This window comes from Bacillus sp. S10(2024), assembly GCF_050473865.1.
Taxonomy (GTDB): Bacteria; Bacillota; Bacilli; order Bacillales; family Bacillaceae_G; genus Bacillus_A.
Window position 1 is genome coordinate 3,352,094 of sequence record NZ_JBFLUR010000002.1, and the last position, 12,292, is coordinate 3,364,385.

Genomic DNA, 12,292 nt, shown 5'->3' on the forward strand with positions numbered 1-12,292 from the left:
TAGAATACATCATAGCCGCCACTGGCTTTCTCCCTTTGTTTGAAAACCTTGCATGTGGCAAGAAAAGGCCCTGACCGCTCCTATGCACGCCCAGACGCTCTCGTCTTCCCATAAAAAAGAAAGGGATTTTATGTCGTTTTATAATTTATATGCATATACTTATAAATTATAAAATTGAACTGTATTTTTATAGATAACTTCCGTTGTATCTTCAAGCAATAGCCCTTTTATTTCACTCACACTTTTTAACACTTGCAAAATCATACTTGGATGCGTCATTTCATCAATAAATTTCCACGGTCCATCCGTTTCGACCATAAGATGTGATAACGGATAAAAAGCAGCAATATCTTTAATTTTTTCTTTATATACAATGTCAGGAGTGACCGAAATATAATACCCATTCTCGATCATTCTCTCCATCGTTTGTTGACTTCCCTTAAACCAATGAAAATGAGCGCGCTGTATTCGATAAGATTCAAGTACATCACAAACAACCTCCGCATCATCGTATACAGCATGTAATATAATTGGTAAATTATACTTTTGAGCCATATATACAAATCTTTCTAGCATTTCAAGATATGGCTCTAGCAATAGCGCCTGATTTTCTTGACGTAAATAATAAGGCAAACCAACTTCTCCAATCGCCGCGATACGATGTGCTTCTTTATCAATTAATTTACAAATTTTTTCGCATTGCTTAAAATCAACCTTTTGTTCGGGATGATACCCCAGAGCAGGATATATAAATGGATAGTTCTTTGATAACTCTAATGTTTGCTGACAAGAATGATAATTCATTGACACCGCAATCAGTCCTACTATTTCCTTCGTCTTTTGTACATCTTCAATTAACTGGAATTGCTCTTCTTTTTTATATTGATCCAAATGTATATGACTATCAATCCATTTCATTTTTATCACCTTTTCTTGGCATTGTATATAGATTCATTTTTCAACATATAAGCCTTTTCTATGCACAGCCAGTTGCTCTCGTCCACCTCAAAAGAAAAGGTTTTTATATCATCAACTTGTATTTACATAGTACAACTTTCTAAAATATATATAAAATAAAAAACAAGAAGGTTCGCCTTCTTGTTCATCTATTTATTAAACAATTAAATTTGTAATTATATCAAAAATCCCAATACATACAATCGCAACGCCAAAGTAGCTAAAACACTCTACTAACGGAAACTTAACTACTTCTTCTTTTTGCATCTCACCTGTCTCCCTTCTATAATCTCCCTAACTTTTATATCTATTTTCATTATGAGAGAAATATGACAAAAGAGCCATTGAATTTGCTTACGTAAATCTTACATTTTTGTAAGGTAGAAAAATAGTCCCACCTCCTTTGAGATGAGACCCACATTTAGTTGGTTGTTAATCCTTTTCATCACATTATTGATTCAGACAGAAAGATGTATTTCGTTCTTTCTACTTTTATTATAGGTCATACTCGCGACTGCAACTATCGAATTACATTACACGTACCTTACAATATTGTCATACGTCTTTCTTTCTATTGTATTGTTAAAAGCTTTCCTCTCACATTGAATGGAATATCTTCTTTATCTATTTCAACTAATCTCTCAGCATAACGGCCTTTTGCAATGATTTCTAACGGTTCATTTTGTTTTAACATTTTCTGAATCGTTTTTGTAATCTTCTGTTCCCGTCCATCTTCATCATATCCAATAAACTCATATTCATACCAGCCATCTCCAATATGTTGACCAATACCTTTTACAACTGTATAATACGCTTTCGTTTGATAAAACGGATTATATCTATCAATTACTGGACCAAGCTTTGTTGGTAATAGTAAGACAACGATAGCAATACTAGCAAGTACCCCCAAAAATACACGTTTCCGTATTCTTTCCATTTTGGTTTCCTCCCTTGCATTTTATACGTAACCCTTCTTTCAGTTTAAAAAAGAAAGGTTACACATACCATTGAACTGCCTTACACTTCTCTTACAAAAATGTAAGCTTTCTGTAAGCTAACTCGATGGTTCAAACGGCCCTGATTTCGTACAATGAAATCAGAAACAGGATAGCAACAAATAAAAAAACTGTTTCTACTACATGAAACAGGTAAGGAAAGATTATAGTGGAGAACCAAATTACTTTTAACAAATTTGATTATGCTCAACTTGCTAGTGGTGCGGCTCTTCTTACAGCATTTATTTACGTTGCCACAGTAATTCTTATATAATTTTGTGTCCCCTTTACCCTTATATAGATAAATTTGAAAAGACGACCTTCTATGCCAGGTCGTCTTTTCCTATTACCATTATGCTCTTCTATCCCGTTATTCGCGGGCAGTAATACTTCCACCTCAAAGCTAAGCGAAAGCATTGTCCAGCTCTAGCGGCTAGAATCTCCGGTCGTTTCGCCCCCTCGGACGAAGCAAAAAGCGCCTCTCTGTTGGGTGCGTGGGCGTCCTGCGATTCTGAGCGAGCCGCTTCCGCTTTTCTTAAGAAGTTAGGCGGGAGATAAACTGCTGGCATGCGCCCGATTGGTGAGGGCTAGTAATCAGCGGGGGATGAAGCCCCCCACTGATTAAAGTTTCACTTTATCTTCTTGCAACGTTTCCTTTAATTGTGTAAACGTCTCATTTAATTTTTCTGTCATCAATCGCATCACTTCTTTACGATCCATTTGCGCTGACTGCTCCACTTGAATCGGATCACCAAAAATTAATTGCGCCTTTTTTCCACGAAACAATTCTTTTAAACTGCTAGGTCCAACGTATGCAGCCGGAACTAACGGAACATTAGAACGAAAGGCAATTGTAACAGCACCAGCTTTCAGAGAAGTCGCTTCTGCTGATCTCGTTCCGCTCGGAAAAATCCCCACAACTTTTCCTTCTTTTAATAACCTAGATGGAATTTTCAGCGTACTCGGTCCTGGATTTGCACGATCAACCGGAAACGCATTTACCCCATTAAAAAACCAATTCCCAAATTTACTTTCAAACAATTCCTTTTTAGCCATATAGTAAATTTTCGTTGGTAACATTCCCGTCGCTAACATGACAACATCCATCCAACTTCTATGAGTACAAGCTACTACATATGCTCCGCTTTGCGGTAATTTTTCTTTTCCATATACTTCTACTTTTCCAAATGTTTTAAATATATATTTCAACACCCTTACAATGAATGTATACATTCGATCTGTTCCCCTCTACAATTTAATTTTTTATAACTGTATTATTTATCATTAATTATAACACTAAGTATTAATAGTTGGTAATAAAATTAAGTGACAATTTTCAAAATCTTTTCTTACAAAACTGTAATCCTACTGTAAGCTAATTCGATAGTTACTCCCTTTCACCTGCCATATACTAAAAACAGAAACAGGACAACAAAAACACAGCGAAAAGGCACTCACATACTAAACAAGGGTCGCAACTACGATGCGGCTCGTGTTATCCCCCTTATCGATAAAAAAGTTGTTGTACTGCATTACATAAGTAAGGAGAGATTATAATGGAAAACCAAATTAGTTTTAACAAATTTGATTACATGGGACTTGTAAGCGGTGCAGCTCTTCTTACAGTAGTTATTTATGCACTTGCACATGTCCTTGTATGAAAATCCACTCCCCCCCTTTATATTAAAAGTGCTGCTTGTAATTCTACAAGCAGCACTTTTTAATTTGTTTCATATATAATTTGACCCGTTTTACTTATCTCATAACCACCAATAGCACGCAGTTCATTTTGAAATTCAGGAGACAGTAATACCTCTTTTACTGTTTTAATCAACTCAATGTTTTCTTCTGTTTTTAAAATTACTAAATCATAACGTTCTTGTATAAACGGAACAAAATCTACATTTACAATTTGCGCTACCTTTTCCGTCCCTACTCCTACATCTGCTTTTCCATTTGCAACTTGAGAAGCAACACCAATATGATTTGATTCTTCCCACTCATAGCCACAAATGTCCATTTTCGATATTCCATTTATACGCAATTGTTCATCGACAAGAACACGAATACCTGATCCTCTTTCCCTATTTACAAATTGAATGGATGTATTACATAAATCATTCCATGTCTGCACTTGTTTCGGATTTCCCTTTTGTACATAAAAACCTGATGTTCTTGATAATAAATTCATAACAACACAAGGCTGTCCGACTAAAATTCGTTTTACATACGGAATGTTGTATTCTCCCGTATCCCCATCGAACAAATGAAGACTAACAATGTCTCCTTTTCCTTGATACATCTGAACCAAACTTGTCAAACTCCCTTGATATGCCCGCAATATATTAGAAGCTTTCAAACGACTCTCTAAATGTTTCGTTAACATATCCAAAGATAAATCTTGTCCACTAATAATACAAGAATCAGATTTGCTAGGCGGCTTCATTACTTGCATAGATAAAGAAACTGCCTGTACTTTTCCTGTTTTCATCTCTGTAATATATTGCTCTAAATCACTTGCATCAACACGCATTTGCCTACCAACTCGATAAGAGGGTAATTCACCTTTTTTAATCAAATCATAAACCGTTAATTTCGATACTTTTAAACGCTTCGCTACTTCTTCTGTTGTGTAGGAATGATGATCCATAAACCGATTCCTCGCTTTCTGCCTTCATTGTAACAAAAATAGCAGTTTTGCTTCTATTTATTTTCACTATCGTGAGAAAAATCACAACATAACTAAATATAACTATTTATAATTGATTATATTTAGTTATAATTAAACTCGGGATAAAAGAAGGGAGAAATGAAGATGAACAAGTACATATTTCGTTTTATTTGCAGTATTTTATTCACACTCCTTCTCGTAATCAGTACGGGATGTACAAGCACAAATAAACAAGAAAAAACCACTGCTAAAGAAGAAAAAGTTGAACTTACCATTTCTGCAGCAGCTAGTTTACAAGATGCATTAAAAGAGATTCAAACACAATATGAAAAGAAAGAACCAAATATAAAGCTCTCATTTAACTTCGACGGTTCTGGCAAGCTTCAACAGCAAATTGAACAAGGAGCTCCCGTTGATTTATTCTTCTCTGCCGCAGAAGATAAATTTCAAACGCTCGTAACGAAAGGACTTATTGATCAGAAAGAAGGGAAAAATCTACTCGGCAATGAGCTAGTATTAGTTGTTTCTAAAGATAGTAATCTAAAAGATTTTAAATCGTTAAAAGATGAGCAAGTAACAAAAATCGCACTAGGTACACCTGAATCTGTTCCAGCTGGAAAATACGCAAAAGAGGCGCTTACTCATTTAAATCTTTGGAACGACCTTCAAAATAAAATCGTATACACAAAAGATGTGCGCCAAGTACTAACATACGTAGAAACAGGAAACGTTAATGCAGGGATTGTTTATAAAACAGACGCCCTTATTTCAAAGAAAGTAAAAATTGCTACTACAGCACAGGCAAATTCACACAAACCAATCCGTTATCCATTAGGTATTGTAAAAGCAACGAAACATAAAAAAGAGGCAACTGCTTTTTATGAATATTTACAGTCTAAAGACGCTATAACCACCTTTAAAAAATATGGTTTTACAGTGCTGTAATTGTAGCTATGATATTTGATACATTTTGGTCACCTATCATTCTTTCACTAAAAGTTGCTGCACTTTCTACGATCATTGTGATGGTGTTCGGAACGATAATTGGACGTATTTTAGCTCGATCCTCGAAGCGCTATAAAATTTTATTAGAAACCATTTTTCTACTGCCGATGGTACTTCCGCCTACAGTAATTGGATTTTTCCTCATTATTATTTTTGGAAAAAAAAGTCCCATCGGTCAGTGGATCGAAACCTTGTTTCAACAATCGATTATGTTTACATCTTGGGCTGCTGTGATTGCTGCAACTGTAGTTGCATTTCCACTTATGTACCAGTCAGCAAAAACAGGGTTTATCATTGCCAATGAACAAATTGAAGACGGAGCTAGAGATCTTGGAGCAAATGAAATGCAAGTGTTCTTACACGTAACATTACCACTCGCGTTCCCTTCTCTATTAGGTGGAATGATTTTAAGTTTCGTCCGCGCTCTAGGAGAATTTGGTGCAACGCTTATGTTCGCTGGTAATATTCCCGGTAAAACACAAACGATTCCAACCGCAATTTATATGGCAATTGATGCAAGTAACATGCCGCTTGCCTGGGCACTCGTTCTTACAACTGTCGGTATGTCAATTGTCTTTTTATTACTCATTCAATTTATCAATAAAAAGGTAATTTCTTTCTAACAGTAGCTTTCGACAAAGCTACTGTTTTTTATATTATTTCCCGCGAAATGAAATGGAAATTAGACGTTTATGTAGAATTATAGAAACTAAGGGGAAATTATATGTATAACCAAACACTTTGTTTTATCCGAAACGGCGATGAAATACTAATGCTAAATCGGGAAAAAGCACCGCTACAAGGCTTGTGGAATGGCGTTGGTGGAAAAATGATAGAAACGGAAACGCCAATGGCATGCATTCTACGTGAGATTGAGGAAGAGACAGGACTACATTTTACGGAGAAAGAAGTCATGTATAAAGGAACATTATCATGGACAACTGACAATACAAATTCCAGTGGATTGTACCTTTTTACCGCTACCTTCCCAGCTCATATTTCTTATCACACTCCGAAAAAAGTAGCTGAAGGAATTTTAGACTGGAAACACATTTCTTGGATTTTATCTAAAGAAAATAGAGGAACAAACACTTTAACAAAGCACTTTTTACCCACGGTTTTACAAGAAGAAGGCGTATATGACCATACTTCTATTTTCCACAATAATCAGATTGTGCACTACGAACAAAAGGAACATGCAAATGTAAAATAGCCTCTTTAGCAGAGGCTATTTTACTATATATTTCGGCAATACCGGTAAGATACAGACGGTTCTTCTTCTGTACTTCCCTGACTCGGGCGTTCAGATTGTTTTACAAATCCTTTTGCTTCATAAAAGGGAATTCCCTTTTCATTCCCCTCGGCAACCGACACCCACTGCTCTACAATCCCCTTTTCTTTTTGAATTTCTGTAAAATAATCTACCAACAATGTCCCGATTCCTTCTCTTCTTCGATTCGGATCTAAATATAGGACAAAGATTTCTCCACACTTTTCACCTGTTGTGCCTCCCCCAATTGCTCCAACAACTTTCTCGTTTTCCAATGCGACGAACCATCCATACCAATTTTCGTTATTCGTCAGTACTTCTTTATGAATACGCTCATGATTATAGTATTCTTCAATGACACGATCAATATATTCCTGACTATGCAAACCTTCATATGTCGCTAGCCATCCATCTGTACAAACCTTGGCAATCCCTTCGACATGACTTATATCTGCTCTTACCACTTGAATCTTATTTGTTTTCTGTTCTTGCAATACATAACCTTCCACAGCTTACATCCCCTTTATATTCTATTTTCCCCGTACTCCATCAATTTAAATGGATAAAAAATCCAAATTGTTATAATTTATTATATCTTCAAATTTCCACATAAACTATTACAATTTTCATATTCATAGAAATATACATTCTATTTGAATTTACTTTCTAAAAGAGACTCTTTCCTGTTATTATATGAAGGTGCCAAAAAAGGAGATATGAAAACGCGTTTATATAATGACTGCGTTCTCCTTATAAACATCACTACTTCATCGTTTTAACGATCACTTCTTAAGTGGAAAATTACCAATCATTAGAACTACATATATTTTATTGCTATAACAAGAAGGGAGTCTTGTAATGGACATTTTATTAGCACTTCTTCCTGCATTAGCATGGGGAAATGTTTTACTGGTAAGTGTAAAAATGGGTGGCGGTGCATATAGCCAAACGGTAGGTATGACAATTGGCGCTCTATTCTTCGCAACAATTATGTATGCATTTACAACACCAGCACTATCTTTAACTATATTAATTATTGGCTTTATTTCAGGTTTATTTTGGGCTTTAGGACAAGTCAATCAATTAAAAACAGTTCAAACATTAGGCGTTTCAACAACAGTTACCATTTCAACAGGCATGCAGCTTGTAGCTACTTCTATCTTTGGGGTTATTGCCTTTCATGAATGGACAACTACTACTACAATCATTATGGGAACGATTGCAATCCTCTTAATCGTAGTCGGTGTTGTTTTTACTTCTTTAGATGATAAAGAAAATGCACAACCGCAGGGACAATTGAAAAAAGGGTTACTGACTCTAATTGTTTCGACTGTTGGTTATTTTATGTATGTAATCATTATTCGTTGGTACAATATCGATGGCTGGTCTGCTATTTTACCTCAAGCAGTTGGTATGTTTGTTGGAGCAGTTATACTGACATTTAAGCATAAGCCATTTAACAAATATGCAATTCGTAATATCGTATCTGGTCTACTTTGGGGAACAGGAAACTTATTCTTACTTCTTTCCTTACCACGAGTTGGCGTTGCAACAAGCTTCTCATTATCTCAAACAGGGATTGTCATCTCAACGTTTGGTGCAATTGTCTTCTTAGGTGAAAAGAAAACAAAACGTCAAATGGTATTTATCGCGCTTGGTAGTGCTTTAATTATTGGTGGGGCTGTTCTACTTGGTTTGGCAAAAGCTTAATGATATATCCTAGTTTCGGAAATCCTACTTTCTGAAACTAGGATTTTTTTGTATACAAGCCTTTTCTTTTTACAATTCTCTTTTATCAATGTTATCGTTTTAGCAATACATTTCCTACAGGAAGGATCAAAAAATATGCAAAAGAAACAAAGAGTACTGTTTATTGGTGCAGGTCGTATGGCTGAAGCCCTTTTTGCTGGGCTTCTTCATACAAGTAAAGAGCACATTGCTGAGATTATCGTATCCAATCAACGAAATCAAGAAAGGCTTACAGAGTTGCGTGAAAAGTATGCTGTTTCTACAACAACAGATTGGAAACAATATGCGGCAGATGTTGATGTTATCGTCTTAGCAATGCCTCCAGAAGCGCATGAACAACTGTTAACTGAACTCTCTCCACTTGTCAGCAATCAGTTTATTGTAACAGTTGCAGCTGGTATTGGACCTTCTTATTTAGAACCAAAGCTTCCTAAAGGTGCTGCCGTTGCTTGGATTATGCCAAATACAGCTGCTACAATCGGGAAATCCATTTCTTTATATACAGCAGGCTCTTTTGTAAGCAAAGAACACCTTGAAATTTTGCAAATGCTCGTAAAAGGTATTGGAGACGCACAATTATGTACAGAAGAAGAAATTCATCAACTAACAGCTGTCACAGGAAGCGCCCCTGCCTTTCTCTACTATTTTGCCGAGAGCTTAATTGAAGCAACAAAACGGTATGGTATCGATGAGATAACTGCAAAGCATCTCGTAATTAAAATGATTACGGGGTCTGCTTCTATGCTAGAAAGTGAAAACAATCCTGCTATGCTTCGTGAGCAAGTGACAACACCCGGCGGCGCAACTGCAGCAGGTTTGAAAGTATTATATGAAAATAATTTTATGAACATGATACAAGAGGCAATTGAAGCAACAAATAAAAAAGCTAGTGGAAAAGCAATTTAATTTTAGGGATTTAAGGTCATTAAGCAGATGTTTGATGACTTTGCTTTTTGTTAAACTGAAAATTCGAAATATTAATAACCTAATTGACAATGTTTTTATCTCAGTGGTAGTATTTTGAATAATCAAAGCAACACAAAATTTAAAACTTGTTTATTATGTTTACTCATTGTATCCAGAGAGGTGGAGGGACTGGCCCTGTGAAACCTCGGCAACAGGTTCGCTTGCGAATACTGTGCCACTTCCTGCAAGCAATTTGCTTGAAAGATAGAATGAGGGACTTTGTTTATAAATGTGCGCACATTTATAAACACTCAATTCCCTCTTTTTATATACGAAAAGAGGGAATTTTTATTTCCCTCATAATTGTTGGCCAACAAAAAAACAAACAATTTAGGGAGGAACAAAACATGAAAAAGAAATTTTTACCTGCTGTCGCATCTGTTTTAGGAGCAAGCTTATTATTAACAGGATGCGGTAGCTATAATAAAGATAACGCGAACGATGCAAAAGCAAAAGATAAAGCACCTGATAAACAAGTACTTAACTTAGCATCTCCTACTGAAATTCGTACGATGGATACGGCACGTGCAACAGATACCGATTCTGGGCAAGTGATGAGAAACGTATTTGAAGGCTTATATAACCTTGGAGAAGGAAACAAACCTGTTCCTGGTGTCGCAAAATCTCATGATGTTAATGCAAATAAAACAAAATATACGTTTCATTTACGAGATTCAAAATGGTCCAATGGAACACCTGTTACAGCGAAAGACTTCGTATTCGCTTGGCAACGTGCTGTTGATCCTGCAACAGCTTCTGAATATGCTTTCTTATTCTTTGACATAAAAAATGCGCAAAAGATTAACAATAAGGAGCTTTCGTTTGATCAACTAGGTGTAAAAGCAATTGATGATAAAACATTGGAAGTAGAGTTAGACCGCCCTGTGCCTTACTTTATTAGTTTAACAGCGTTCCCAACATTCCTGCCTGTTAACGAAGAATTCTTTAAATCACAAGGCAAGAAGTACGCTTTAGAGTCTAACGCATTAATTTATAATGGGGCCTTTACATTAGAGAATTGGAAACATGAACAAAGCTACCAATTTAAGAAAAACCAAAACTATTGGGATAAAGATGCTGTAAAGTTGGGAGAAATTAACTTTAATATCGTGAAAGAGAAATCAACAGAGGTAAACCTATACGAATCTAAACAACTTGACCGTGTTGTTTTAACATCTGATTTAGTTGATAAATACCGTAAAGATTCTAATTTTAAAGAACGACCAGCTGTCGGTGTACAATTTTTACGCATGAACCAACAAAATAAAGTACTACAAAACATTAATGCTCGCCAAGCTATTGATAAAATAATCGATAAAAAAGCTTTTGTAAATGTTCTATTGAATGATGGCTCTCTTCCAGTCTACTCGCTTATTCCAAAAAACTTTGCAAAAGGACCGAACGGAAAAGACTTCCGCGCTGAAAATGGTGACTTAACAAAAGAAAGTCCAAAAGAGGCTCAAAAATTATGGAAACAAGCACAACAAGAACTTGGACCAGATAAAATTACACTAGAACTTTTAACAAGCGATACGGATTTATCAAAGAAAACAGGAGCGTATTTAAAAGAGCAACTTGAGAAAAACTTAGAAGGATTAACAGTTACATTAAAACCACAGCCTCGTAAGCAACAAGTAACTTTATTATTACAAGGCAATTATGAAATTGGTATCGATGGCTGGAGTCCAGACTTTGCTGATCCAATTACATTCTTAGAATTGTTCACAACCGGTAATCCATACAACTTAGATCATTATTCTAATAAGGAATTTGATGATTTAATCAAAAAAGTAAAAACAGATCTCGCTGGTAATGAAAAAGCACGCTGGGAAGCTTTAAAACAAGCAGAAAAAATCTTATTTAAAGATGCGGTAATCTCACCTCTATATCAAAACGGAAAATCTTATTTACAGCGCTCTTATGTAAAAGGTATCGTTGAGGTTGATTTTGCAGGTCCATTAAACTTTAAATGGGCAAGAATCGAAAAGTAATATACAAAAGGTATCCCATTTAAGGATACCTTTTTCTTCTACTAACTCGATTGCCGCTTGAATAATTTTCTCCGTCTTCTTTTAACGCACCATATAAGCTTTGTCTTCTAAATGAAAGGGATCACTTACATTTATTTAGAAATATTCAAGACCGATACTCGTATAAACAAACAAGAAACTGGAATACAGTTAATATAGAACTAAATAAAAGTGTGACTAGCAGACTCATATGTAAAGATGGATGAAAAATAGTAATTGCTCCCCAAACACTTATACTAAACAAGAAAAATTGAACAATGACTCCCGCTGGTTTCAACCATATCCTTGTTTTTTGTTTTGTAATCTTCACTAAAAATCCGATAACTGAAAATAAGGTTAATGCAATAAATGCTAGCCATCTTCCATAGGCAACATCATAAGGTTCAATTTGACCCGGGAATATGAAATGAATAATACGAAATAATAGAATACCAATACCGATACAAATAATTAATCCAAGTAAACATTCTATACTAGCCTTAAATAGAGATTTTAAAATTGGCTTGTTTTTCCCTATTACTCCTAATATTTCACTTAACATGCCAACTGTAAATAGTGCAAAAAACCATATAAAGAAGTAAAAAGGGGTTTCTAATTTCAATAATTCCGATATTGAGTAGAATAACATTTTCCACATGTGTTCTTTCTC

The 12,292-nt window shown here is 35.5% G+C and carries 14 protein-coding genes and 1 riboswitch; of the genes, 8 read left to right on the forward strand and 6 right to left on the reverse strand.

The features are described from left to right. Window positions 1-159 precede the first annotated feature (159 nt). Together AB1280_RS16980 and AB1280_RS16985 are read right to left on the reverse strand one after the other, a co-directional pair. A complete protein-coding gene (locus AB1280_RS16980) occupies window positions 160-918 on the reverse strand; it encodes a TatD family hydrolase (protein WP_429756531.1) in 759 nt (252 codons plus the stop codon). Window positions 919-1,528: 610 nt separating this feature from the next. Beyond that, window positions 1,529-1,885 carry a YxeA family protein gene (locus AB1280_RS16985; RefSeq protein ID WP_429757359.1) on the reverse strand — a complete coding sequence of 119 codons (357 nt, stop codon included), beginning with the start codon at window positions 1,883-1,885 and terminating at the stop codon, window positions 1,529-1,531. Between the two features lie 236 nt (window positions 1,886-2,121). Here AB1280_RS16985 and AB1280_RS16990 point away from each other — a divergent pair, with 236 nt between their 5' ends. Next, window positions 2,122-2,226, forward strand: coding sequence for a DUF3948 family protein (locus tag AB1280_RS16990; protein WP_429756532.1), 105 nt, complete (start codon window positions 2,122-2,124; stop codon window positions 2,224-2,226). Window positions 2,227-2,573: 347 nt separating this feature from the next. Here AB1280_RS16990 and AB1280_RS16995 read toward each other — a convergent pair whose 3' ends face one another. Beyond that, entirely contained in the window at window positions 2,574-3,185 is a 612-nt protein-coding gene (locus AB1280_RS16995; protein ID WP_272190919.1) for a lysophospholipid acyltransferase family protein, read from the reverse strand. A 323-nt stretch (window positions 3,186-3,508) separates the two neighbouring features. Here AB1280_RS16995 and AB1280_RS17000 point away from each other — a divergent pair, with 323 nt between their 5' ends. Next, window positions 3,509-3,613 (forward strand): DUF3948 family protein, encoded by a 105-nt coding sequence (locus AB1280_RS17000; protein ID WP_272190918.1) that lies wholly within the window; start codon window positions 3,509-3,511, stop codon window positions 3,611-3,613. Window positions 3,614-3,672: 59 nt separating this feature from the next. Here the strand turns inward: AB1280_RS17000 and AB1280_RS17005 are convergent, their stop codons facing one another. Then, window positions 3,673-4,602, reverse strand: a complete 930-nt coding sequence (locus AB1280_RS17005) for a substrate-binding domain-containing protein (RefSeq protein ID WP_429756533.1) — start codon at window positions 4,600-4,602, stop codon at window positions 3,673-3,675. Between the two features lie 165 nt (window positions 4,603-4,767). Between AB1280_RS17005 and modA the strand changes: the two genes are divergently transcribed. The 3 genes from modA to AB1280_RS17020 all read left to right on the forward strand — a co-directional run bounded on the left by modA (window position 4,768) and on the right by AB1280_RS17020 (window position 6,841). Then, window positions 4,768-5,568: a molybdate ABC transporter substrate-binding protein gene (gene modA / locus AB1280_RS17010; protein ID WP_429756534.1), complete on the forward strand. Its 801-nt coding sequence runs from the start codon at window positions 4,768-4,770 to the stop codon at window positions 5,566-5,568. 8 nt (window positions 5,569-5,576) lie between these two features. Continuing rightward, a complete protein-coding gene (gene modB / locus AB1280_RS17015) occupies window positions 5,577-6,251 on the forward strand; it encodes a molybdate ABC transporter permease subunit (RefSeq protein WP_429756535.1) in 675 nt (224 codons plus the stop codon). Window positions 6,252-6,352: 101 nt separating this feature from the next. Next, window positions 6,353-6,841, forward strand: a complete 489-nt coding sequence (locus AB1280_RS17020) for an NUDIX hydrolase (RefSeq protein WP_429756536.1) — start codon at window positions 6,353-6,355, stop codon at window positions 6,839-6,841. Between the two features lie 23 nt (window positions 6,842-6,864). On the opposite strand, the gene AB1280_RS17025 is transcribed toward AB1280_RS17020, so the two are convergent. Continuing rightward, a complete protein-coding gene (locus AB1280_RS17025) occupies window positions 6,865-7,407 on the reverse strand; it encodes a GNAT family N-acetyltransferase (RefSeq protein ID WP_429756537.1) in 543 nt (180 codons plus the stop codon). Between the two features lie 349 nt (window positions 7,408-7,756). Between AB1280_RS17025 and AB1280_RS17030 the strand changes: the two genes are divergently transcribed. From AB1280_RS17030 to AB1280_RS17040, 3 genes are all read left to right on the forward strand, one after another. Next, on the forward strand, window positions 7,757-8,608 hold the full coding sequence (locus AB1280_RS17030) for a GRP family sugar transporter (RefSeq protein WP_429756538.1): 852 nt from the start codon (window positions 7,757-7,759) through the stop codon (window positions 8,606-8,608). Window positions 8,609-8,743: 135 nt separating this feature from the next. Beyond that, window positions 8,744-9,553 (forward strand): pyrroline-5-carboxylate reductase, encoded by an 810-nt coding sequence (gene proC / locus AB1280_RS17035; protein ID WP_429756539.1) that lies wholly within the window; start codon window positions 8,744-8,746, stop codon window positions 9,551-9,553. Window positions 9,554-9,718: 165 nt separating this feature from the next. Continuing rightward, window positions 9,719-9,824: riboswitch (SAM riboswitch) on the forward strand. 136 nt (window positions 9,825-9,960) lie between these two features. Next, the gene (locus AB1280_RS17040) at window positions 9,961-11,604 is read left to right on the forward strand and encodes an ABC transporter substrate-binding protein (RefSeq protein ID WP_429756540.1); all 1,644 of its coding nucleotides are present in this window, start codon (window positions 9,961-9,963) and stop codon (window positions 11,602-11,604) included. A 145-nt stretch (window positions 11,605-11,749) separates the two neighbouring features. Here the strand turns inward: AB1280_RS17040 and AB1280_RS17045 are convergent, their stop codons facing one another. Next, a complete protein-coding gene (locus AB1280_RS17045) occupies window positions 11,750-12,280 on the reverse strand; it encodes a hypothetical protein (RefSeq protein ID WP_429756541.1) in 531 nt (176 codons plus the stop codon). Window positions 12,281-12,292 lie beyond the last annotated feature (12 nt).